At 39.7% G+C, this 26,282-nt stretch carries 16 protein-coding genes; 7 read left to right on the plus strand and 9 right to left on the minus strand.

Translation table 11 applies throughout. The features are described from left to right. Window positions 1-6: 6 nt before the first annotated feature. Complete coding sequence (locus H4J61_RS00660; RefSeq protein WP_182135357.1) at window positions 7-954, plus strand: sugar-binding transcriptional regulator; 948 nt, start codon at window positions 7-9, stop codon at window positions 952-954. A 308-nt stretch (window positions 955-1,262) separates the two neighbouring features. Here the strand turns inward: H4J61_RS00660 and H4J61_RS00665 are convergent, their stop codons facing one another. From H4J61_RS00665 to H4J61_RS00690, 6 genes are all read right to left on the minus strand, one after another. After that, complete coding sequence (locus tag H4J61_RS00665; RefSeq protein ID WP_182182765.1) at window positions 1,263-2,267, minus strand: ABC transporter ATP-binding protein; 1,005 nt, start codon at window positions 2,265-2,267, stop codon at window positions 1,263-1,265. Between the two features lie 11 nt (window positions 2,268-2,278). Continuing rightward, window positions 2,279-3,109 carry a carbohydrate ABC transporter permease gene (locus H4J61_RS00670; RefSeq protein WP_182182768.1) on the minus strand — a complete coding sequence of 277 codons (831 nt, stop codon included), beginning with the start codon at window positions 3,107-3,109 and terminating at the stop codon, window positions 2,279-2,281. Between the two features lie 3 nt (window positions 3,110-3,112). Next, a complete protein-coding gene (locus H4J61_RS00675) occupies window positions 3,113-3,985 on the minus strand; it encodes a carbohydrate ABC transporter permease (RefSeq protein WP_182135256.1) in 873 nt (290 codons plus the stop codon). Between the two features lie 68 nt (window positions 3,986-4,053). Next, window positions 4,054-5,364 carry a sugar ABC transporter substrate-binding protein gene (locus tag H4J61_RS00680; RefSeq protein WP_182182770.1) on the minus strand — a complete coding sequence of 437 codons (1,311 nt, stop codon included), beginning with the start codon at window positions 5,362-5,364 and terminating at the stop codon, window positions 4,054-4,056. Between the two features lie 159 nt (window positions 5,365-5,523). Then, window positions 5,524-6,864, minus strand: coding sequence for a hypothetical protein (locus tag H4J61_RS00685; RefSeq protein ID WP_259363037.1), 1,341 nt, complete (start codon window positions 6,862-6,864; stop codon window positions 5,524-5,526). A gap of 845 nt (window positions 6,865-7,709) precedes the next feature. Then, window positions 7,710-9,080 (minus strand): PLP-dependent aminotransferase family protein, encoded by a 1,371-nt coding sequence (locus tag H4J61_RS00690; protein WP_182182775.1) that lies wholly within the window; start codon window positions 9,078-9,080, stop codon window positions 7,710-7,712. Between the two features lie 133 nt (window positions 9,081-9,213). Between H4J61_RS00690 and H4J61_RS00695 the strand changes: the two genes are divergently transcribed. From H4J61_RS00695 to H4J61_RS17815, 4 genes are all read left to right on the plus strand, one after another. Then, window positions 9,214-9,822, plus strand: coding sequence for an FMN-dependent NADH-azoreductase (locus H4J61_RS00695; RefSeq protein WP_182182777.1), 609 nt, complete (start codon window positions 9,214-9,216; stop codon window positions 9,820-9,822). 96 nt (window positions 9,823-9,918) lie between these two features. Continuing rightward, a complete protein-coding gene (locus H4J61_RS00700; protein ID WP_182182779.1) occupies window positions 9,919-10,986 on the plus strand; it encodes a redoxin domain-containing protein in 1,068 nt (355 codons plus the stop codon). 29 nt (window positions 10,987-11,015) lie between these two features. After that, window positions 11,016-11,858 carry a protein-disulfide reductase DsbD domain-containing protein gene (locus tag H4J61_RS17810; protein ID WP_259363038.1) on the plus strand — a complete coding sequence of 281 codons (843 nt, stop codon included), beginning with the start codon at window positions 11,016-11,018 and terminating at the stop codon, window positions 11,856-11,858. A 79-nt stretch (window positions 11,859-11,937) separates the two neighbouring features. Beyond that, window positions 11,938-12,318 (plus strand): hypothetical protein, encoded by a 381-nt coding sequence (locus H4J61_RS17815; protein WP_259363039.1) that lies wholly within the window; start codon window positions 11,938-11,940, stop codon window positions 12,316-12,318. Here the strand turns inward: H4J61_RS17815 and pulA are convergent. After that, window positions 12,315-15,173, minus strand: a complete 2,859-nt coding sequence (pulA, locus tag H4J61_RS00710; protein ID WP_182182781.1) for a pullulanase-type alpha-1,6-glucosidase — start codon at window positions 15,171-15,173, stop codon at window positions 12,315-12,317. The two genes, H4J61_RS17815 and pulA, sit on opposite strands and share 4 nt — an antisense overlap. A gap of 609 nt (window positions 15,174-15,782) precedes the next feature. Here pulA and H4J61_RS00715 point away from each other — a divergent pair. Together H4J61_RS00715 and H4J61_RS00720 are read left to right on the plus strand one after the other, a co-directional pair. Beyond that, window positions 15,783-18,587, plus strand: a complete 2,805-nt coding sequence (locus tag H4J61_RS00715) for a TonB-dependent receptor (RefSeq protein ID WP_182182784.1) — start codon at window positions 15,783-15,785, stop codon at window positions 18,585-18,587. Between the two features lie 96 nt (window positions 18,588-18,683). Continuing rightward, on the plus strand, window positions 18,684-20,204 hold the full coding sequence (locus H4J61_RS00720; protein ID WP_182182786.1) for a tryptophan halogenase family protein: 1,521 nt from the start codon (window positions 18,684-18,686) through the stop codon (window positions 20,202-20,204). A 254-nt stretch (window positions 20,205-20,458) separates the two neighbouring features. Here H4J61_RS00720 and nirK read toward each other — a convergent pair whose 3' ends face one another. Next, window positions 20,459-21,580: a copper-containing nitrite reductase gene (gene nirK, locus H4J61_RS00725; protein ID WP_310650014.1), complete on the minus strand. Its 1,122-nt coding sequence runs from the start codon at window positions 21,578-21,580 to the stop codon at window positions 20,459-20,461. A gap of 621 nt (window positions 21,581-22,201) precedes the next feature. Then, a complete protein-coding gene (locus H4J61_RS00730; RefSeq protein WP_182182790.1) occupies window positions 22,202-25,150 on the minus strand; it encodes a UvrD-helicase domain-containing protein in 2,949 nt (982 codons plus the stop codon). Window positions 25,151-26,282: the final 1,132 nt, after the last annotated feature.

Genomic DNA, 26,282 nt, shown 5'->3' on the forward strand with positions numbered 1-26,282 from the left:
TTACTAATGACAGTAGATTATAAACATGACAACCTCGTTAGAGCTGCTTGGCTATATTATGTATTGGGTAAGAATCAAAGTGAGATAGCTACTATCCTGGGTGTTTCTAGACCTTCAGTACAGCGCATGATTGCTTCTGCGAATGATAAAGGTTTAGTGTCAGTTGATATTAAACACCCAGTCTCTGTTTGCCTTGAATATGAATTATTGATTAGTAAAAAATATGACTTATCACTTTGCCGTATCGTGCCTTATGCACAAGACAGCAAATCTGATCATAAAAGCTTAGTTTCTTACGGGGCTTCCCAAGTTATTTCTAGATATATAAAACAAGAAAAATCATTGAACATAGGCATTGGCTCTGGCTTAACGTTAAAACGCTCTATTAACTATCTTGAGAAACTTAACCAGCCGCAACATAAATGTATCGCTTTAATTAGCCAAATGAATTTCGAAGGCTTATGTAATTATTATGATGATGTGCCGCTGTTGTTTGCAGATAAAATTAAAGCTGGTTATTATCAACTGCCTGCTCCTTTTTACTCTAAGAATGCAGAAAATCACAAAATGTGGTGCAACACCGACCTTTATCAAGAGCTGGCGGTAAAAGCGAGTAATGCTGATGTTATCTTTATCGGTATTGGCTCCATTGGTGATTCAAGCCCTATCGTATCTAATGGTTTTATTACTAATAATGAATCTGAAGCCTTGCAAAAGAAAGGGGCTGTAGGTGAAATTTTAGGTCGTTTCTTTGACTGCCACGGAAAAGTTATCAAGCACGCAATCAATGAACGCGTGACCAGTTACGATCTTAGAAAAAGTAAAAAAGCGAAAATAATAGGAATTGCCTCAGGGGAAGATAAACAAGCGGCAATATTAGCCTCATTAGAGGGAAAATGGATTAATGGTTTAGTCACTGATGAACAAACCGCCAGATGGTTACTTACTCAGTAGGTTAAGCTATAAATACCCACAAAACATCTATAGATTAATGTGTTTCGAAGATCATTTATAATCGAATACCGGCAGGATTTTCGTTAAATGCAGAGTCGAACACGTTAATATTCATATCAAAAGCCCAAGCTATCAATCCTTTATCGCTTCGCTTGTCTCATGCTTTTAACCCTCAATCAATCTAGATGAAAGCAATTTTAAGCTCAGTTGGCTAGTAAAGTAATCTTGCTGATAGATATGATACTTTGTGCCCTTACGCACAAAGTATCATTAGTTACAAACATGATAGAGGGATTAGCCTCAACATATTATTGAGACAAAGTAAGACCTGCGGCATCAAAATGTAGCATCTTGTTTTCTACGGCACTTAAATAAATATTGTCGCCATAAACATAAGGGCAATCGCCACCCGCTTTTACGGTAAAGGTGGCTTTACCTTCAACATGCACATGTAAAAAAGTTTCAGAGCCAAGATGTTCGATAACCCCTACTTTTCCAGGCCAGGTACCTGACGTTGTTGATATAGTGATATGCTCAGGTCTTATGCCTAAGCAACAAGTGGCATCGGTAGCCGTTGGCTCAACAGCTATAAAGTTCATTTTTGGCGAACCAATAAAACCCGCCACAAATTTATTCACTGGCGTGTTGTAAAGCTCAAGTGGACTGCCCACTTGCTCTATAATGCCGGCATTAAATACCGCAATACGATCGGCCATTGTCATGGCTTCTACCTGATCATGGGTAACATAAATCATGGTAGTGGCAAGGGTTTTATGCAGCTCAGAAATCTCTAAACGCATATTGACCCGCAAAGACGCATCTAAATTAGATAAGGGCTCATCGAATAAAAAAGCAGAAGGTTGACGCACGATGGCACGACCAATAGCAACACGTTGGCGTTGACCGCCAGATAATTGCCCGGGTTTACGGTCAAGGTAATCAGATAGGTTTAATGTTTTGGTGACACTCGCTATTTTTTTCTCAATCTCTTCTTTGCTAACTTTCGCACGCTTTAAGGGAAAAGCGATATTGTTGCGCACCGACATATGAGGGTACAAAGCATAAGATTGAAACACCATGGCTAAGCCTCTTTTAGCCGGTGGGGTATCAGTGGCATCTTGGCCATCAATTTCTATGTTGCCGCTGGTGGTGTCTTCTAAGCCCGCAATCATTCTTAATAAGGTCGATTTACCACAGCCTGACGGCCCCACAAAAACAATAAACTCACCATCTTTAATGGCTAAATCAATCGGTTTAATGACGCTAACATCACCAAAATCTTTTGTTACTTGTTTTAAATTAATACTGCCCATCTTGAAAATTCCTATTTAACGGCGCCGAAACTTAATCCACGCACTAATTGTTTTTGACTAAACCAACCCAAAATCAGGATCGGCACTATCGCCATCATTGACGCGGCAGACAACTTGGCATAAAACAAACCTTCGGGGCTTGAATAGCTAGCAATAAAGGCGGTTAATGGCGCGGCGTCGGCGGCGGTTAAAATCAGCGTCCAAAAGGCTTCGTTCCACGCTAAAATGACCGTTAACAATAATGTTGATGCTATACCCGGTAACGCGATAGGTAAAAGTACATACCAAATTTCTTCACCAATATTGGCCCCATCCATGCGCGATGCTTCAAGCACTTCACTGGGGATTTCTCTGAAATAGGTGTAGAGCATCCACACCATGATAGGTAAGTTAATTAAGGTCATCACAATCACCAAACCTACTTTAGTATCGAGTAAACCAAAATCACGAAACAACAAGTAAATGGGAATAAGCACACCCACCGGCGGTAACATTTTGGTTGAAAGCATCCACATTAATAAATGTTTAGTGCGTTTCGTTTGTACAAATGCCATGGACCAAGCCGCAGGGATAGCAATGAGTAGCCCTAAAATACTTGAGCCCAGTGAAATCACGATAGAATTCCAAAAGTGGTTAAAGTAAGGCGATCGGGCTAATACCTCTTCATAATTCTCTAGCGTCCAGTCAAACATAAATAAGCTTGGGCTAGCTGAGATAGCTTCCGCTTCTGTTTTAAAGCTAGTGATCAAGGTCCATAATATGGGAAAAAATATTAAGCTACTGATCGTCCAAGCTAAAAAGGTATAAATAATTTTTGATCTATGACTATTTTTTATCGACATTGCTTAATCCTCCAAGTTCTTACCAATTAATCGCATTAAGAAAATAGCAACTATATTGGCGATAATAACCGCAACAATGCCGCCTGCTGAGCCACCACCGACGTCAAATTGTAATAATGATTGGGTGTAAATGAGATAGGTGATATTGGTTGATTCATAGCCTGGACCACCGCTGGTAGTGACTAATATCTCGGCGAAAATTGACAGTAAGAAGATAGTTTCAATTAAAATTACCGCGGTAATGGCGCGCGATAAGTGCGGCAAAACGATGTAATAAAATTTACTGAAGGGACCCGCACCATCTAAATCGGCGGCGTCAAGTTGCTCTCGATCTAATGATTGAATTGACGTCAGTAATATCAGCGCGGCAAACGGTAACCACTGCCACGAGACAATAATAATGATGGACAATAAGGGTATTTGAGCAAAGAAATCAATCGGCGACATGCCAAGCCAAGTCGCAAAATGTGCAAATAAACCATTCACCGGGTTCATCAGCATATTTTTCCACACTAAGGCAGACACCGTCGGCATAACAAAGAAGGGGGCTAAGACCATAATACGGACGTAGTTACGACCCCAAATAGCTTGGTCGAGCAAAATAGCTAAACCAATACCACCGCCCAGGGTGATCAGTAAAACACCACCCACCAGTAATATTGTATTGAAAAATGAAGCAAAAAATGCCGGATCGGTCAGGAAAAATTCATAGTTTAAAAAACCAATAAAGGCATTATTGCCCGGGGTAAGTAGATTGTAATCTAAAAATGAAAAATACAATGTCATGCATAGCGGTACCAACATCCAAGCCAACAGTAAAACAACTGAAGGAAATAACATTAACCGAGCGAGTGTTCTTGAATTTGAAGTCGCCAACAGTAAAACCTCTTATAAGTAAAGCTTAGGGCAAACACTTACGTGCTTGCCCACCAATAACTAATGAACTATTTTGGATAACGCGCTTTGCGCATTGTACGCTCTACTAAACGCTGAGAAGCCTTTAACGCTTCCTTTACCGTCATGGTGCCGGTCAGTGCCGCCGCAAATTGTTGTCCAACTGCCGTGCCGATACCTTGAAACTCAGGGATAGCGACAAATTGCACACCCACATAAGGAACAGGTTTAACGGTTGGGTTAACAGGATCAGCAGATTGGATAGAATCTATAGTAATTTGTGCAAAAGGTGCCGCACTGAGGTATTTAGGATTATTGTAAAGTGACGTTCTAGTACCCGGTGGTACTTTTGCCCAGCCTTTGTTTTTAGCCACTAAAGCTGAATATTCTTTAGACGTTGCCCAACTGATAAATTTCATCGCCGCGTCAGATCTCTTACTACTTGAAGGAATAGCTAATGTCCAAGCCCACAACCAGTTTCCGCGTTTGCCTAAACCTTTATCAGGTGCTAAAGCAAAGCCGACCTTGTCTGCTACGGCAGAATCTTTTTCGTTAGTCACAAATGAACCTGCCACCGTGGCATCAATCCACATACCACATTTACCGGTTTGGAATAAGGCTAAGTTTTCATTAAAACCATTAGCGGATGCGCCCGGAGGACCAGACTCTGCCATCACATCTACATAGTATTGCAAGGTGTCATGCCATTCTTGGGTGTCAAATTGTGGTTGCCAGTTTTCGTCAAACCAACGCGCACCAAAGGAGTTAGACATAGCCGTTATTAGGGCCATATTATCACCCCAACCGGCTTTACCCCGTAAACAAATACCATAAACACCGGCTTCTTTGTCTGTCATGGCTTTAGCTGCTTGACGAATAAAGTCCCAACTTGGCTTTTTAGGCATTTCAAGTCCCGCTTTTGCAATCAAGTCGGTGCGATACATCACCATCGAACTTTCACCATAAAATGGGGCGGCAAAAAGTTTTTCGTCTACGGTTAAGCCACTTCTTATCGCGGGTAATAAATCATCAACATCATAGTTCGCCCCTAGGCTATCAAGTTCAGTTAACCAACCTTGTTTGCCCCAAATTGGCACTTCATATGTGCCTATGGTCATTACGTCGTATTGCCCACCACCGGTGGCCACATCAGTCGTGACACGTTGACGAAGGATATTCTCTTCTAAAGTCACCCACTTTAAGGCGATATCAGGGTTTTGGCGGGTGAAGTCATTGCTGAGTTCTTTCATGGTGATCATGTCACCATTGTTAACTGTGGCGATGGTGATCGTCTCTTTTGCGGCGACTGCGGCACTCATGGTCATCACGCCACAAGCTAGCATCATTAATTTATTTTTCATCAGGTGTTCCCCATATTCAACGTTAATGTCTCACCTAAGGTGTTAGATGAGACTTTTATTATCATTATAATTGTAAGTTATCAAAGTCTATAAAAAGTAAAATAGACTTGCCATACTCCTTGGGTCTAGGCCCAGTTGCACACGGCCATATTAGATATCTTAGAACTTAACCGAAATTTCTGATGTGAAGCCGTCAAAGCCTGTGCCGATTTGGCCACCTGAATTAACGCCTTCTTCTTGATCAACATATTCAAACTTCAACAATGTTTTGTCATTAAACCAGTAACCTGCAGCGACTTGAATACGCTCAACCTTGTTGTCCGTTTGTGCGATTAAATCTGAAGTGTTTTCCGCTTCTGAATAACGTGCCGCTAGATAAAACTTGTTCGGTATTATGTAGTGCTGTGCTTCAAAGGTGTAGTACTCAACAGAAGAGTCGCCTTTAATGACACTATTTGAGTCGAAAGTTGTACCATTAGCATCGGCAATACCGTCAACACCAAAGTAAGTAATGCCTGCTACGGCGTTACCGGCAGCATCGGCGAAAGTGTAATCATCAGTCGACTTACCTAACATGAAAATTAGGCTAGTTTCTGCAGTTGGTTGATACGCTAAGTTTAACTGAATAATTGACTGTTCAACCCCTGGCATAGCGCCAACATGGGTATCACGCTCGCTCGAGCCTGAAGCAGAGAAGTTGTAGTTTTCACCATCACCAAAGCGATAGTTAGTGGTGGTAACACCAGCAAGACTGGCTACGCCATTTTCAAAACGTAGTTGGTCACCTTGGTTGGCTTGGAAATAATTTAAACCCGCTTTAAACCCGCCAGCAAATTCAAGTGTTCCTTGCAGTCGAAAGTTAAAGCCGCGATCTTCTTGGAAGGCTTCACCAAAACTTGACGTAGTGACATGACCGGCAACATTATAGCCGCGGATCAGACCGCTATCGCGTGTCTCGCTGTAGCTTAATTGCATCCCATTTTCTGCGGTTGCATAGTCTGTTATACCGTTACCAATAAGGGCATTGCCTTGGTTGTCAGCGCCATCTTGAAAACCTTTAAATTGGAAAGGTGATGCGCCTATGTTACCTAAGCGAAGTGTTAAGTCAGCGTTATCGCGCGCGGCGCCAGAAAGGCCCAGTAGTTCAAATTCAATCCCGGCGAAATCTTGGTGAAAAGCGAAATCTCGGTCGCCGTTATTACCAAAATCGTTTGGCTCTTCTGCGATGTCGACATCAGCGACGATATACTCGTTGATGTGAAATTTAAATTGTAAATTAACTCTGATACGACCAAAGCCTGAAGACTGCTCTTCGTCTACTGGACGAAATGCGCCCTCTTTCGCTTGAATGGCTTGGTAGTTTTGCAAGGCGAGGAAGTTAACTTCTGCAAGGCCGTCAAGAAATTCGGCAGATTGTACGTACGTCGGTGCTGATGCGGCCATAACCGCTGCTGCGAGTAAACCAAATTTATGAGTTTTGCGGATTGTTAAGTTAGACATATTCATTCCCCTTTTAGCTGCTAACAAAGTTAGTGTTGTTTGTATATTTTTTAACATAGTGAACCCTGTATATTTTATGTGTTATTTGTAAACTTATTAATTTATTTACATTTGAACCTGTTAACTTACAAAAGCCATCTTTCGTATAAATGTTCAGGCGCTGAACATAATCCCACTCAAAATTTATATAGTCAACCTGTTTGTTCATAAAAGACCCATGCTTTTTAATAAAATAAATATTAGTCATTAAATTCAATTAATTATTTTCATATATAGTTTATGAAAAAGCTAAATTAGAGATAGGATATTTCGATTTTATGTTTGCTTCTCGGTGCTTTTCGCACTAGAACATGCATAAAAAGTGGTTATAATATGGTTTAAATGAAGTAAAAATGAAGTAAAAATGACACTTTAAAACTAAGATTAGCGCCATTTAATAGGGCAACATTATATTTACAACAGGCATACTGATGAGATTTTTTAGTTTTGTTTAGCTGCGTTTGGGTATAAAAAAACCTCCTATGCATTAGGCTAAAAATTAAGCACAGATTAAGCTAGGATTAGAGAAAGCCCTGATGATTAAAATATCTGCCAAAATAGCTTAAAATGAAAAAAGCTACCGCATTCAACCTTTAAAGGCAGCATGAAATGTCATAACACGGGGTTAAATTTTTGCGTTTTATTCTTTGAAGTTATTCTTTGAAATTATCACTTTGAAGTTATCACTTTGAAGTTAAAAGGCTTATGCTAAAAGGTGGCAGTATTGCAATCAACCAGGCTTAAAACATGAGTTGAATAAATAAATTGTTAGCTTACCTATCAAAAATAAAAGTAGCCTTTTCGGTTTAAATGCCAATTGCTTTTATTTTATATACCAGTTTTTTACACTCTTCTTCTGTACAGATGTTAGTAAAACTTAGAATGAGACTTGGATGCACAGGTCTTGATGACCATTGTGATAATCCCTGAGCAAATAACCCCGCAGCCATCATTTTGTTTGATAGCTCAACATCATTTATATCTGGATTGTTAAGTTTTACTATCATGTGCATGCCTCCAGGTTGATTTTCTATCGAAATTTTATCACCCAAAATTTGCTTAAATACTCTGGCAGTTAACTCTCGGCGTTCTCGATATAATTTTCTCATCCGTTGAATATGTCGTGACAGCTGCCCTTCCTCGATAAAAGCTAATACACAAGCTTGAGTGAGCGCAGCAACATTGCCAGCATAAAGTTCAGCACATTGCTCAAAAGCTTGGACCTTAGTTTTAGGCACCACAATGTAGGCTATACGCAAACTTGGGACAAGCACCTTACTAAAGGTGCCTGAATAAACCACTCTATCTTGGCTATCTAAACTTTTTAATGCCGGTAATGGCAGTCCGGTATGGCGATATTCACCGTCATAGTCATCTTCAATAATCCAGCTTTGATGTCTATTTGCCCAATCTAATAATGCTTGTCTGCGCTGCAAAGATAACGAAACACAGGTTGGACTTTGATGAGTGGGTGTAACTATAACCACATCGGCTGCAATGTTTGATGGAAGATTAATACCCTCTTCATCAACTGGTACTGAGACAATATGTGAGAACTTAGCCTTTAATATCTTTGCCGTGAGTGGATAACCCGGATCTTCTATGGCAATGGTAGACTGAGCATTTAAAAGCACTTGGGTGATCCAGTTGATTGAATTGACATAGCCAGAGGTGATAAATACCTGCGTTGGTTCACATTGTACTCCTCGAGAAAGCTGTAAATATTGTGCTATTGAGGTTCTTAATGGCGCCAGCCCGTAAGCACAAGGATATGCTAGATCGTCCTTATTAATATTTCGCGCACATCGGGCGGCCATTCTTGACCAGGCTTTTCTGGGAAAAGCATCTAAGGCAGGAATACCGAGTTGAAAAGGTAAAAGCTGAGCTGTTTGAATTTCACTCGTAAACCCTGGTTGGCGGGTATTAACCTTAGGTTTTTCAATTTTGGATGGCGTAAGTAACTTTTCACTGACCCGTGTTCCAGCTTGACCACTAGACTCAATATAGCCCTCGGCTTTTAATATCGCATAACCTTCTTCTACGGTACCGCGCGCAACGCCCATTTCTTTTGAGAGCACTCGAGCGGCTGGGATCCGCTCACCCGGCTTTAATATACCTTGCAAAATAGCAGCATGAATTCGTTTATACACTTTTTGATAAGCCAGGATTTTAGCCATTAATTTCTCATCTTTAATATGGTCTATAAAAAAAGTAAATTCATGGCTCTTTTTTAGAGCCATATTTACTAGTATCATACAAGCCTTCATGGGTGAAACCAATAGATGAAGATACCTAATTTTAGAGAGAAATATGAACGTATTAGTGATCACTTGTAGTGCGCAGCAACAAAAGTCTTCCAGCTATAATTTAGCGCAAACTATGCTCAAACAGTTAGCCAGTATTAACACTATTGAAGTAGAGTATTTTGATGCAACTAGGCTTCCACATATAGATAGCCTTTACGCCGATGCAGTATGTACTGGTCAACAGCCGCACGACACAAATCAAGGAAGCTTAGCCCTTTCAGATCGATTGATTGCATCTCTTGAGTTTGCTGATGTTGTGATTATCGCCTCTCCGATGCATAACTACTTTTTACCTTCAAGCTTAAAAAGCTGGATAGACCATATTGTTAGAGCAGGAAAAACCTTTGAGATTACTGCAACTGGCAAACAAGCGCTATTAAACGATAAGCCGGTGTATATTCTGATTTCATCAGGCGGCTTTTTTTTAAATGCAAACGCTACTCAACCCGACTTTTTTACACCTTATATGAAGGAAGTATTAGGGACAATTGGCCTTAAAAATATGCATTTTTTTGCCCTCGAAGGTACTGCGTTAAGTCACAACTTAGTACAACCGCAGATAGATAAATTAAAGCGAGAAATTTGTGAGCATTTAGTTACTCACTTTTCTTAAGCCTTGATGCAAATATTATTTGAGCAAGGCCCGTACCTATTTTGTTAAAATCACTTAAATTTTAATTACTAAATATTACTAAGCTAGGAAGTTTATATGGATACCCGTATTTATTTATCGATCAAAGCAACATTACTGGCATTATTATGCCTAATATCAAGCACGCACTTTGTACAGGCAGAAGCTGAAGATTATTCAGCTGATGGAGAACGAAGAGCCAAATCCGCAGGCCAGTCTTTAGTCGGCACTTTAGCTCCTCAAATGACGATTGTCACCATTGACGGCCAGACGATAGATTTAGCCAACGTTTATGGCAAAAAACCAGTTTACATTAAATTTTGGGCAACTTGGTGTGTGCCTTGTCGTCAACAAATGCCAGGCTTTGAAGCCATTTATACAAAGTATGGTGAAAAAGTTCAGGTCATTGCCGTGAATACTGGCATCAGTGACAATCTAAAATCAGTCAATGCCTTTCGAGAAAAAATGCACTTGACGATGCCAATAACGATTGATGATGGCAAGCTAGCCCGTGCATTTAATTTACGTGTAACTCCCCAGCATTTATTAATCGATAAACGTGGAAAATTTGCTTACTTTGGACACAAAGATGATGAAAAATTTCATCAAGCATTGAACAAGCTAGTAGCCGAAAAAGTCAATAATCAGCCAGTAAGTAACCCTACTTTTATCGTTAACGACTCGGGTTATAAACAGGGTCATACGGTAGCAAACCTTTCCTTATCTTCCATTGATGATGTACTTATCGATATACCCTTTAATAGACCTAAGAGTAAAAAAGTGGGCTTAGTCTTCTTTGGCCCTTGGTGTGAATGGTATTTAGAAGAAACAGAGCCTAAAACCTCTAAAGCCTGTAAACAGGTTCGTGAACTCTTAGAGAGTAAATCAAAAAAATCGAATATTCAGTGGATAAACATTTCAACTAACTTATGGTCATCTGTTGCCGATTTGCAGGATTACCGAAAGAGTTATAAAACAACCTTGCCCATTGTATTTGACAAAACAGGTAACTTGTTTACTCAGTTTGATGTCAACCAGCTTCCTACTATTATCCTGATAGATGCTAACGGAAAAATAAGTCTAAAGTCTTCCATTCAAGATGATGATTTTGCCGCGGCTTTACACACTATTTCAAAACTTAAGTAAACCCAGTAATTTAGCAATATAAGGACAGTATGAAACATATTATTCAAGTCATCCCATGGTTTATCATCTTGATCTGCTCATCAAACGTCATGAACACACAAGCCAGTGAAAGACAGAAACTCATTGCTATTTCTATGCTTGTGGCATCAGATAAACCTGCCCCAGAGCAGACACAAACGTTAGCGTTAATCATGAAACCACGTAAAGGATGGCATGGTTACTGGCGTAACCCTGGTGATGCAGGATTTCCTGCGAGTTATGATTGGCAGTTACCCAAAGGGGTTAGCATAGCAGAGGTTCAATATCCTGCGCCAAGTCAGCTTATGACCAGAAATTTTATGAATTATATTTATCACGATGAATTCGTTCTGCTTGCACCGCTAACGATTGATAAAAGTATTGCTATGGGTACAAAAATCACCGTAAAACTTGATATCAGTTACTTAGCCTGTAGCCCAACAAGCTGTATGCCTGAGCAGCAAAAAGTTGCAACCACATTCGTTGTGGGTAATGGCACTAGTGATAAAAATAATCAGGCTAAATTCAATCAATGGCGCAACAAATTACCCAAGCCATTAGACTCAAAAGGACAGTTTTCCTCAGATGAAAAACGCTTTACACTTTCTTTGCCTTTACCTAGTTCAATAGCAAGTAGCAACGCGCATATTTATCCTGTTATCAATAACATGATAATAAATAATGCTCCGCAAGCCTTTATTCATCATGATGGTTTGCTGACGATGCAAACTCAAGTTGGCGATGAATTTGGCTCGTTATTTCAGGGCGTATTAGTGCTAGATAATGGTATTGCCTTAAGTTTTAAAGCAGATAAAACTGAGCATGTCTCGTTCCCAGTAAACAGTAAACAGTAATAACAATTGCCCAAGCCAAAGCCAAAGCCAAAACCAAAATACATGGTCACTTGGCATAACCGCTTTGCTTGGGGCTATTTTGGGTGGTTTATTATTAAATGTGATGCCCTGTGTGTTCACCATTTTAAGTTTAAAAACATTAAGCCTTTCACGTCAGGTTTCTGAAAAACAGGCCAAAAGAGGAGCGATAGCTTATGCCCTTAGTGCGGTTTTTGTCTGTGTTTTATTAGGTGGGGTGATCTTAAGGTTACGAGTGTTAGGGCATAACCGTCGGGCCTTTCAGTTACAAAGCCCTAGGGTTATGGCGACTTTAATATTATTGATGAATGCTATTGGCTTTAATCTAGCCGGCTTGTTTGAGATCGCCACCTTAACTTCGGGCTTTGATCTTCAAGATAAAAAATCCCCCCACTTGAGCAACAAGCTGGCTTCCCAGCTTCCTACTAAGGCCAGCCGTTAGTATTTAACAAACACCACACTTGATAATGCCGGCACAGTAAAGCCTTTTTCATCTACCCTACTCTGCTTTAGCACGGCATCTACGCTATTTTTTTGGATGGGATGCAGTTGATAATCGTTAGCTTGAGGGTAAGCGAATGTTTGTGCTTTAGTGCTGGTATTAAAAATCACCAGTAAACTTTCCACATTTTCATCAACGCGTTGGCCAAGTGTGTCATCTATTTTCATTACCAACAAACCTAAAGCTTGATTAGCCACTGAAGGCTGACTTAGGTTAAGAAAACTCACCTTGGCGATAATATCCTCAGCGGTTGTTAATCTAAATAATGGCGAGCTCATACGTAGAGCTATCATCTCTTCAAATATCTTAGCGCTAAAGCCAATGTCTTGAGCGCTAACCTGATCTCGCCCTTGATGACCTTTACGTACTTGGTTAATTAACGGCCAGTTATCTTGGTCTTTATCACTGGGCGGCAAACCAACATGGTAGTAATTTTTATGCTGAGTAAAATCAACACGATTAAACCAATCGCCATAGTCATAACTGTCTCTAAGAAAAGATTTTGAGCGCATAAATTCACTGCCCATATGCAAAAAGGGAATACCTTGAGCATAGAGAACAAACGACAAGCTTTGTAAATGCATTCTAACGCGATCAGCGGTTGAAACATCAAAAGCCAAACGATACTGGCTGTTATCCCACAGCGTTTGATTATCATGCTTGGAAACATAATTAATAGTATCAGCAGGGTCTAAGGCGTAGCCTGTTGGCTGATCGCCATAAGGAATATCTTTACCGAGTATCGCTTTACCTTCAATAAGATAAAGCGGAAAGTTTGATAAATTCCCCGTTAAACCAATACGTAGCTGATCCATGCGAAGATGGTATGCTTGCAAATTATTTTTTTGTGATGAAATACTTTGTGTTTGACGCTCGTTTGGCTGCATCAGTAAACCATTACCTAGCCCTTGTGAATCGCGCGTATTATTACCACCGCCACGCACTGCATCACGTAATCTGTCGCTATAAGTACCAATTTCACTGCCGCCTAGCTCTAGTTGACTCGCTTGAACAAAACGAGTGTTGTTCGCAACTTCACCAAAGTTCCAACCTTCGCCATAGAAATAAGTATCCGCATCCACTGCTCGCACGGCTTTTCGCGCTGCCAGCATGGCACTTTTGGTTTGATGACCCATCAAATCAAAACGAAAACCATCTATTTTATAATCACGCGCCCAAGTCACCAATGAATCTGACATTAACTTGGCCATCATCACCCGCTCGGTCGCGGTATTGCCACAGGTGTTACAGGTTGACTGTTCGACTTCACCGGTAATGATATTAAGCCGGTGATAATAATGGGGCACAATTTTATCAAGCACCGACTTTTCTTTTAAACCAAATTGATAAGTATGATTATAAACAACATCCATAATGACGCGAAAACCTAGGCGGTGAATACTTTGCACCATTTCACGAAACTCAACTAAACGGCTTTTACCTTTTGGATTGAGTGCATAACTCCCCTCGGGTACCGTGTAATGAAAAGGGTCATAACCCCAGTTAAAATTATCAAATTGACGCAGTTCACTCACCATTTTTTGCGCTTGAGCACTGCTGGCATCAAAACTAGCGAGTAGTGATTTCAAGCTTTGTTCTTCACTGAAATCATTTAAATAAGAAAAATCAGTGCTACAAATATGGCTAGTTGGCGCAATATCACATACTTTTACCTTTACTTGAGCAAGAGTATCATTGATATCTACCGACTGACTGTCGTCTTCATTAATAGTGGCTAAATCGTAAGTGGGCAGTAAATGAATATTGTTTAAGCCCGCTTTTTTCAGGGCCTTTAAATGGCTTATGCCACTGGAATTTTGCTCGCTAAACGCTTTGTATTTCCCTCTAAATTTATTATTCGACAGCGCATTATCATCAGAACTAAAGTCTCTAATGTGCGTTTCATAAAATATATTATCTTCAATATTTTCAACCCTAGGCACAGTCTGGTTTTGCCAGTTAAGCGGTTGCGTAGTCGCATCATTTAAATCAACTACCTGTGAATATTGACTATTAACAGACAAGCTGAGTGAATAGGGATCTGTGGTGATCAGTGTTTCTATTTGCTTTGATTGAGGATGATAAACCGTGACTTGGTATTGATAGTAAGCACCATTGAGTGAGCTATCGCCCACAACAGACCAAATACCAGACCGTGTATCTTCAAGCATTGTTAGGCTAGCGGTTGATAAGGGAGATAAATCGTCATTAAAAAGTAATAATTTGACCTTTTGCGCTGTTGGAGCCCATAACTTAAAGCTCACGTCATTTTCAGTGATCTTTGTGCCTAAGTTTGTTTCTTCATTGGCATCATTTTCACCTTGCGTATAAAGGGCGTCTAACACCGCGCCCGTTTGTACGAAATGCACATCTTGTATTTGCTTATTTTGCGCCAGCCCAACAACCACTAATGGCTGCTTTAACCACGCTTTAGCTTGCGAAGGTAACAACTCAACTTTATAGGCTTGAAAGTCAGCAAGATGTGGGAATTTTTTCATTAAATAATCAGGCAAATTAACCGCTAATAAATCAAGGGCCGCAAAATCTGTTTTTGCTAGCTTGAGTAACTGGTAAAGTACCTGCTGGTTAGCTTTAGGCATAACCAATAAATTTGGCGTTAGCCAGTGAACTGAACTATCACTCGCTTGAGCCACTAGCTCAGCAGGTACAAGTGAGTTTGCTTCAGCTACCGCTGTAGGCGAATAGCTCTTTTTCGACTGTTCACTGCAAGCCGTTAACAGTAGCGCAGCAAAACATGATGCATAAATAAAAAGTGGTCTATAGTGCTTTTTCATTGTAACCAATCAAGTAAGTTTTCCTTGCCCTTAACTTACTTGTTAAGGGCATATAAAAAAACCCATTTTGCTATTTTGCATACGTATTCAGTTTAATATTACCCGCTAGTATGGCGACTGTATGGCTAATATATGGCTACTGAGTATCATTGAAGCTGCTCGATGCAACTTGAATTAGTCAGGTTAATTTGAGCAGTATAGTTTGGGCTCTATCAATTAAATCAGCTTATTGCTATGGCGTTGACGCAACCATAAAATGGCCTAGCTTAAGCAAGTATCTGATCGGACTAAAACAACTTATACCGCGTTATTTAGTTTCTCATCAGCATTCTCATCAACACCCTCATCAACAGAGTGACTTACTTATTTTAATAACTGTCGTTGCATACGTATTCAATCGATTTTTTGGATAAATACATCGAGTGAATACGTATGCATACGCTATTCATCTGCTAGTCAGCGCTTTATATTAAAGTTGTTCACAACTTACCGTCTTTTTAGCTTTATTTAGCAAGATGACAAGACAAGACTAATAAAAAATATAATTATTAAGCTAATGGGAAAATGGCTTATAAAAATTAATTAAGAATCAGCCAGGGGAACCTTTCAATGTTAAATTTTAAACCAAGTAAAATGACGTTAGCGTTAATTTCAAGTGGCCTTATCGCCTTAAGCACACCAACGTTTGCTGCTGAAGAAGTCGCCGCAGCGAAAAAGAATGACGAAAAAGAAATTGAAGTCATTCAAGTTAGTGGCTTTCGTAAAAGTATTGTCGAATCTATCAACCTTAAGCGTTATTCATCAAACGTAGTTGAGGCTATTTCAGCAGAAGATATAGGTAAATTGCCAGATTCTTCAATTGCTGAATCAATTGCTCGTTTACCGGGCCTAGCAGCGCAGCGTATTGATGGCCGTGCGAGCAAAGTAAGTATTCGTGGTTTTGGCGAAAATGAAAGTGGCACCACCTTAAATGGTCGTGAGCAAGTGTCGATTGGTGATAACCGCGGCGTTGAATTTGACCTGTACCCCTCTGAAATTATGAGCGGCGTTACCGTTTATAAAACACCCAATGCTAGCCTTGAAGGTGAAGGTATCGCCGGTGTAATCGATTTACAAACCATTAAACCGTTAGACCAAGACGGTCGTGTTATTCAATTTAATGGTACCTATGAAAAAACCAGTTTTGATAAGTTAAACCCTGATGGTGATAATGATGGTTTAAAAGGCACGTTCTTCTATATGGATCAATTTGCTGATGATACCTTAGGTGTCGCTTTTGCCTACACCACCATGGCCTCGCCTAACCAAGAAAAGCGTTGGAATGCATGGGGTTATCCTGAATTTGAATATGAAGATGGCTCAAAAGGTTCTATCTTAGGTGGTGCTAAGCCATTCGTTCGCTCATCTAACTTAGAGCGTGACTCAGCTATGTTAGTGATTGAAGCTACGCCAACCGATGACATAAAAATGACCTTTGATGCACTTTATGTCGACTTTTTAGATACCAAAATTTTACGTGGTATTGAAATACCTTTCGCATGGGGTCAAGGTTCTATTTCGGCTGATACCGCGGTAATTGACGCGGCAACAGGCTTTGTTACCAGTGCAATTACACAAGATCAACGCGTTGTAGTACGTAATGACTATGAAGAACGTGAAGCACAATTAATGTCATTAGGTTTTAATACTAACTGGGCCGTAACGGATGGTTGGACATTAGATTTTGATGTAGCTTATTCAAAAGTTGAACGTGATGTGTACAGTGTTGAAAGTTATGCTGGTACGGGTCGTGGTGATAGTCGAGGTGCTGGTGATGACTTAGGTTACACTTTTAACTCAGGCAATACCGGTGCTACTTTCTCTCACGGCTTAGATTATAGCGATTACAACCTAATGCAACTAGGCGGTCCATTAAGTTGGGGTTGGAGTGGCGCATTAAATGACCAATATGGCGTTACCGGTACTGAGTACGAAAACCAATTACAAGATGGCTTTATCAATACCCCAAGCATTGATGATGAGCTAATGTCATTAAAGTTTGCTGCTAGCCAAGAGCTTAATTCAAACTTCATCACTGAAATTACTTACGGCGTTGCTTATCGCGAACGTGAAAAAACCAAACAGTCTGAAGGTTATTTCATGACCTTAAGTGATTTTTCTCTTGATAATCCAGGCATGAAAGTTGTACCAGAAGAATACCGTGAAGGCACTGCTAACTTAGACTTTATTGGTATGGGCGATATGATCGCTTATGACACTATGGGCTTAATCAAAGATGGTTATTATAACCTAATGCAAGAAAGCTTAACTAATCCAACCCATGCCACCAAGTCTTGGATGGTCAATGAAAAAGTAATGTCTGCTTTTGTACAAGCTGAAATATCTTCTGAAATTGCGGGTATGCCATTAACCGGTAATGTGGGTGTACGTTATGTTTATACCGACCAATCGTCACAAGGTAATGCTTTTAACACCGTTGATGGTTTAGTGGTTACTCAACCGACTGACGTGAGCCATGACTATAGTCACTTTTTACCGAGTGTAAACTTGTCAATGCAAATTGACGATACTCAAACATTACGCTTTGGTGCTGCAAAAACTATTTCTCGTGCACGTTTAGATGAAATGAATGCGTCATTTAACGCATCATATAATCAACAACCCGATACCGAAGGTAACTACTGGAGTGTCTCAGGTGGTAACCCTTCACTTGAGCCAAAAGAAGCCATTGGACTTGATTTATCTTATGAAAATTACTTCAGTGCTGAAGGTTACTTTTCCGTAGCTCTTTTCCACAAAGATTTACAAAACTGGATCTTTGATGGTAGTTACGCCGTGGATATGACTGGCGTAGCAAACCCAGCTACAGGTGAAATACCCGCAACAACATCAGGTACGGGTAATGGTAAAGTCAATGGTGGCGAAGGCACACTTTGGGGTTATGAATTATCGGCCACTTTACCTCTTAACATGCTAACAGAGCATCTTGATGGTTTCGGACTTATTGCGAGTTATACTGGCATTGAATCTGATATGAAAGATCAAAATGATAATGACTACGAGTTACCTGGTTTATCTAAAAGTATTACCAGTGCGACCTTTTATTACGACAAAAATGGTTTCTCTGCTCGTGCCAGTATGCGTAAACGTGATGCATTTAAAGGTGATGTTTACGGCCTAGGTTTCAATACAGTACAAGTTGATATTGTCGGTGAAACTATTTTTGATGCACAAATTGGTTATGACTTCGCTGAAGGTGGTTTTGAAAGCTTAGAAGGTTTATCTATCTTCTTACAAGGCTATAACTTAACTGAAGAGCCATTCACCTCATTACAAGGTGAAAATGCACTACAAGTACGTGATTACCAAGACTACGGTAGCTCTTATTTATTAGGCTTTAGCTACAAAATGTAATTTTTTAGTCTAGTGCGATAAAGTAAAGCCCTTGTGATAATCTCTTGCAAGGGCTTTTTTATTTAACCTACACTGCTATCAGGTTCGAGAAATATTATGCATAAAAATAACACTCAAGGTCAGATAAAAAATATCGTTATTGTTGGCGGTGGTACCGCTGGATGGATGACAGCTTCACTACTAGCAAAAGTACTAGGTAAAACCCTCAATATTACTTTAGTTGAATCAGATAAAATTGGCATTGTTGGTGTTGGTGAAGCCACCATACCTCCTATCGTTAACTTTAACAGCGCTATTGGCATTGATGAAAAAGCGTTTATTAAAGCCACTAAAGGCACAATGAAACTGGGGATAGAATTTAATCACTGGCATCAAGACGGTGAGCGCTATATGCATGCTTTTGGCAGCATAGGTAAAAAATTCCCTTTCTGTGATTTTCATCATTTCTGGCAAAAACATCAACAATTACAAAGTGGCAGCGACAATATTGACGGTAACAGTTTCTGGGATTATTCCTTAAACTACCAAGCCGCTAAGCAAGGTAAGTTCGCGCCAATTAAACAAATTCCCAATACCAATTTACCTGGGTTAGCCCACGCTTATCACTTTGATGCCGGTTTATACGCTAAATTTTTACGTAAACACGCAGAGGGCTTAGGGGTAAAGCGCATTGAAGGAACGATTACCGACATAGCACAAGATGATAAATCAGGCGATATCAACAGCGTAACACTTGAAGATGGCAGCAGTATTAGCGGTGATTTATTTATTGACTGTACGGGCCTAGCGGCTATTTTAATAGAAAAAACACTCAGTACCGGTTATGACGACTATTCTCACTGGTTGCCCTGTGATCGTGCCATCGCCGTGGCTTGTGAAAAAACCGATAATATTGAAGCTTACACCCGCTCAACTGCTCATAAAGTTGGCTGGCAATGGCGCATTCCACTGCAACATAGAACAGGGAATGGTTTAGTTTATGCCAGTAAACACATGAGTGATGAAGAGGCTAAAGCGTTATTACTCAAAAACATTGACGGTAAACCGCTAGCCGAGCCAAAAATAATCTCATTTAAAACCGGTCGCCGCCGTAAACAATGGAATAAAAATGTTATTGCCATTGGTTTATCTAGTGGCTTTTTTGAACCCTTAGAAGCCACTAATATTCACTTAATTCAAACGGCGGCTACGCGCTTAGTTAAATTTTTTCCTCACTACGGTATTAACCTTGAAGAAGTGAACGAATTCAATCGTCAATCAAAGGTGGAGTCTGAAGGTATTCGCGATTTCATTATTTTACATTACAAACTTAATAACCGCGGCGATAGTGAATTTTGGCGGGCTTGTCAGCGCATGGATGTACCTGAGTCATTAATAAATAAAATTCAGTTATTTAAAAAAACAGGGAAAGTATTTTGTCAGCCTGACGATTTATTTACTGAAACAGCATGGCAACAAGTCATGATAGGTCAAGGTAATATACCCGAAGATTATCACCCATTAGTGGATACCTTATCAGAAGAACAGGTGGATGATTTAATGAAAAACTTAAAAATATTGATCAATCGCACAGTAGAAAAAATGCCAAGCCACGATGATTTTTTACACTCACTATAAGCGTGTTTGGTAACAACAAACCTATAACTTAAAAACCAGTAACTTAAAAAATAATAGTCTAACAAAGCTATCGTTTATAAAAGCGGTGAATTAACAAATTTACCGCTTAAACATATCTTCATGAGGTGTATGCAATCCGTTGTTCTACTTCTGTGGATGCTGCACTTGCAGCACCTACAAAAATAGCATCATGACTAAAATAGGTTTCATCATGAATTTTTTTAAAGCTTATTATTCAGTTTCACTACTAGGTTTTATTTAATAGGACTAGGTTTAGAAACCTGTTCCATTAAGTCATTATTCCATTTTCCTTCTACCGATACATGCGCTAAAGCACCCAGCATAACGGCTTCAATTAAGTTATGGTTAACATAAGCATAACTACCAGGTTGTTTAAAGGTATACATTGCTGCAACAGCTGAACCGCCAAGTACTGACCATGTTTCTTGATTAGTGATCGGTGTGTCATTAAATGAACCACCTGGCCATACAAGATCGCCGTGACCACCAATCAAATGGATACGGGTGTCACGATTTGCTTCTGAATGTAGGAATAAAACCGTTTCACCCACTTTGGCTGTCATGGCATTTTCACCCGTTAAAGCACCCACTTTGCCATTAAAGGTAATATGTGTCGGAATTAAACCTCGCATTACAGCCAGAGTGTCAGCCATGCCCTCTGCCGGTGAGTTATAACGTTTGTATTTACCATAGTCATCTTTAGGCACATACCAATCTTGCTCGCCGATATAATAGGCTTTGTCATAACTTACAGATTGACCCTTTTCATCTTTTAAACCTTCACGAGGTAAAATCATAATAGCGCCATTCATACCTGAAACAATATGGAATGGAATCATTACACCACCTGGTGCACAATGATAAACAAACACACCCGCTTTAGTGGCTTTAAAACGAAGTACAACTTGTTCGCCAGGAGATACATCAGTTAAAGCACCCCCACCCAAAGCACCTGTTGCCGCATGAAAGTCTATGTTGTGGAGCAGTGTATTTGTTTTAGGATTTTTCAGGGTTAGCTCCACATAATCCCCTACATGCGCGACAATCATTGGACCCGGGTTTGAACCTTCAAAGGTCATTGCTTGGACAAATGCGCCGGGTGATATTTCCATCGCTTTTTCAACCACTTCCATAGTCATGGCAATAATTTTAGAGCCACCCTTAGCCACTTGCTCATGCTTAGGTAAAAATGGTGGTGCTACTAATATTTGTGTTACGCGCTCAAGTCCTTGCGCTTGTGATGCAAGGCCTACTTTAGCCGTATCAAGTGTCTCACCAGCATATGACCCTGCCGAAAAGGTTACCAGTGTTGTAGTAACTGCGATACTTAGGGCTAATTTTTTAAAAGGATTCACATTATGTCTCCAAGGTTTATTATCAATTACGTTATAACCAACGCTAAGTCGTAACCATACCTCAAAACTTTTATATATCATTGATTTAGATCAAAAGAGCCATTCACACATCTAAATCATCTAAACGACATTGGTAATGCTTTTTACAACATTGCCGTAGTGTAGCCCTCAGAAAAATGAAAGTAGACAGCAACTAAGCATAGAAATATTGGGAATATACCTAACTCGAAACTCGGCAATACATACTGAACAAGACATACTGAATGAAATAGCTTACCTAACACCAAAACCCCAACAAGTGAGGTTGACTTCAACTTGTCGCCAAAAAAAGCTAACAGAGGGGGGTGTTGTGGATAAATTACGATAATTAATTATCTATTAAGATTTTAATGCAATAGAGTGTTTAAAACGAGCATCAGTAATTCAGACAGGCATTTGATTTCATGGTAACTCAATGACTATATGGTGGTTAAGCGGACTATATATTGAGATAAATTTTAGTCCGCTGACCTAAGAAACAACCGATAACTAGCTTCCGCTCAACACATAGCATAGTGAGCTTCCAACTTTAGTTGATTTTGCCTATTGGGTGTTGCCATATTTATTGAGATGCTGCCAACTTTATTCATCTGCTACTTCAGGCCAGTTTATTTTTGAGCCATCAATACCATTTTTACAACTCATAGGATCATTACCTTTATAGTTTCTACAGCCCCAAAATTCGCCATTTTTACTGGAACGTAACACCATCTCTGCATTACATTTTTCACAAGTGGGTATGACATTTTGACATGATGGATTTAAACAAATTTTAAAGCCTTTATGACGTTTTTGGCTCATGGGGCTTGCACAGTTAGCGCAAGGTTGTTCTGTATGCTCGCAGCGCGGAAAGTGTGAACAGGAATAAAAAGCGCCATACTGACTGGCGCGTTTTTTTAATCTGCCGGTTTCACAAACCAGACAATTTAGCTCATCAATAAATGCTTGACTGACTGCACTGCCAAATTCATCCAGCTCAAGATCAAGGCTATGTTCATCGATAAGCTCTTTAACAAAGCAACTAGCATTGCTCATATCGGCAATAATATAAACTCTGTCTTTAGCCCTGGTTAGCGCGACATAAAATAATCGCCGCTCTTCTGCATAAGCAAAAGCTTCTTTTTTAGCGAGTAGTGCATCAAGCAGTGCCGGCGTTGCTTTTTCAGAAGGAAAGCCATGCGCACCTTTTTTCAGTCCCATAATAATCACATAATCAGCCTCTTTGCCTTTTGATGCATGAAAAGATTGCGCTTCAATGTTTAATAGCGAGTATTGATTATTCAACTGCTTTAACGCTGCTTTACTGGGTAATTGAAACCAAAAACGCGCCAGTAAGTAAACATTTACTGGCTGAGATACTTTAGCGGAAATAGCGGCTAAAGCCTCATCAACCGCGCCATTTTCCAGCTCATCAATCACATTTTTATTTGATGAATTAAAAGCAGAATTCTCACGTTTAAGCAGTGAAACCGCAGGGGCTTGAACCTGTTTAAACGCATTAATGTTTTTATGAATTTGTGCCGGATTTTTACTAATAAAATTTGTCGCGACTTTGCTAATTTGATTATTAAAGCGAAAGGTTTTATCTAATACTGATTGCGTGGTGGCGCCAAAATAATTAGCAAAACCTGTGGTTAACCTCAAGTCTGCACCACTAAAACGATAAATAGCTTGCCAGTCGTCACCAACGGCAAAAATTGAACAGGCTTTATTATTATCACGTAATGCTTTAACTAATCGCGCCCGTGGCGCTGATATATCTTGAAATTCATCCACCATAATATAACGCCACGGCGATTTAAATTGCCCTGTTTTAACATAAACTAGCGCTTTATTGATCATATCTTCAAAATCAATTTCTGCTTGGCGTTTTAAATGGGCTTCATAGGCCGTTAAAATGGGCTTAAGTAACACCAGTGCCTTGGCGGTTTGCTGTGGATCAGCAGAATGGGCAATAACCTTATCTTTTAAGCGATGGTTTAGCGCAGCCTCTAAGCTTGAGTCGACATCAGCCGCTTTATAAAGCCCAACTAACTGACAAAACAAGCTAGCGAGTACGGTTATTCGTCCACTTTCTTTTAAACTTTCCAGTATCGCTTCATCGGGTAGTAATTCAACAGCAATTTTTTGGCGAGTAAAAAATGCGGCTAACGCGCTAATTAACCGACCTTGTTTATGCTGCGCGTAGCTTAATTCAAGACAAGGAGTTTGATAATGCTGATGAGTATTGCGCCTCCATGTTATCGCCTCATGGTAGGCCTTTTTATCAATAAAAGGCGCGGTATTGCCTTGCTCATCTATAGCGTAATATTCAATATAAACATTCAATTCAGGCAGAAAAAAGTTTGGTTGATATTGCTTACGCGCTATGGTTTTTAGCTTGTGTGCATAGCTAGCCTCATATTGGTATTCTATACCGTGATTAAATAACCAATTGGCAATAGTGAGCTCAGCAAAGTTTTTAACTTTATCGCCTTTTAAACTACGAATATCATTGTCGGTTAAATATTGGTAGTACTCACCTAAGCTATTAAAATCAAAATCGTTTCGCTCAACGTAATAATACTGAGTGAAATATTCGATGAGCAAATATCGATACTGAGCATGCTGATCAATTAAGCGTTCAAAACAGCTTTGGATCCACTTAGCCTTAGTTTTTTCATCTGTGGCTAATACCGACAAGCTAGGTTTAACCCCTTCCACCTGAGCAATAATATTTAGGCCTAAACTATGAAAAGTTGTCGCACTTATTTCAGTAGTCGCCAGTTTGTCTTTTATTCTTTCATCCATTTCGTCAGCGGCTTTACGGCCATAAGCCAGTAATAACATTTCACTAGGCTGCGCTTGTTGGCTATTAAGTAAATATCCGGCCCGCCCGACCATAACACTGGTTTTGCCTGTGCCAGCACCCGCTAGCAACAAATTATTATCATTGTCGATAATACAAGCTCGGCGCTGATGTAGTGTTAAAGGATTAGACTCAACATTATCAAAAAATTGTTGATGAACGTGCAGCTGGCGCTTGATATAGCGTTCACGACAATCATCTATATCCTGCGCTTGCCAATGTTGATAATGATTAAGCAATTGCAGTTTTTCAGTCACCATTGCTTTCGCTTTACTGGTGTTTATCCAAGGAAACCAAAGATTTAGTTCTTGATTAACGGTTAATTGAACGCGTTTAATAGTCGATTGTCGTAGATATTGCTCATGAGTGATTTTTTTTATCGCACTTAATAGTGTGTCAAGCCGTTGCATGTTAGCCGCGACCCAAAATTGCTGACAATGGCCCTGCTGCATAAGCCTTGAACTATAAGCTAGCATAGTAAAAACGTAGTTTTTATTGGCCGTTTTTAAGGTAACGATTTGCCCAAAAAAACTGATACAAAACATTGGAGGGACTAGAAGATCTTGCCATCTAATTTCGATTAAACTGTTTTCAACATCAAAAGACAAGCCAATTTCATTGATATTAATTGTCGTGTTTTTACCTATAAAACGGCCAAAAATACTTGAAGGGATATATTTCATTTACAACAAAAACCTAACACTGGAGAGAGAAAACAGGGAAAGAACTTATTCTAACATTAGTCATGCCAACAGGTAGTAATAAAAAGCACTAGGCACTTTGTAGGTTGGACTTCAGTCCAACAAGTTAAATGAAATTTAACCGTTAACAGCACAAATACCAAAAAAAAATAATACCCGCGATAGCTGTTTGTTAACCCACCTCGTTAATTTCCCGCTAAGCAGTTGACGGACTAAAGTCCGACCTACAAAAACAACAAAAAATCATAAAAAAAAGCCCTACACCCAACGCCAAATATTCACCCGCAAACCTTTGTAGGTTGGACTTTAGTCCATCAAGTTAAATGAAATTTAACCGTCAACAGCACAAATACCGAAAAAAAATAATACCCGCGATAGCTATTTGTTAACCCATAACGTTAATTTCCCGCTAAGCAGTTGACAGACTAAAGTCCATCCTACAAAAATCAAAAGAAATTCACAAAAAATCATACAAAACTCACAAGAAAAAGCCCAACGCCACATGACACCCGTAGGCCTTTGTAGGTTGGACTTTAGTCCATCAAGTTAAATGAAATTTAACCGTTAACAGCACAAATACCGAAAAAAAATAATACCCGCGATAGCTATTGGTTAATCCATCACATTAACTGCCCGCTAAGCAGTTGACGGACTAAAGTCCGACCTACAAAAATCAAAAAAACACAAAAAAAAAGCCCAACCCCAAATGATCACCCGAAGGCCCCTTGTAGGTTGGACTTTAGTCCATCAAGTTAAATGAAATTTAACCGTTAACAGCACAAATACCAATAAAAAAATAATATCCGCGATAGCTGTTTATTAATCCATCACATTAACTGCCCGCTAAGCAGTTGACGGACTAAAGTCCGACCTACAAAAATCAAAAAAACACAAAAAAAAAGCCCAACCCCAAATGATCACCCGAAGGCCCTTTGTAGGTTGGACTTTAGTCCATCAAGTTAAATGAAATTTAACTGTTAACAGCAAAAATACCAATAAAAAATAATATCCGTGATAGCTGTTTGTTAATCCATCACATTAACTGCCCGCTAAGCAGATGACGGACTAAAGTCCGACCTACAAAAATCAAAAAAAATAAAAAAATAAAAAAATC

The organism is Colwellia sp. MB3u-4, assembly GCF_014077065.1.
In the GTDB taxonomy this organism is placed as follows: Bacteria; Pseudomonadota; Gammaproteobacteria; order Enterobacterales; family Alteromonadaceae; genus Cognaticolwellia.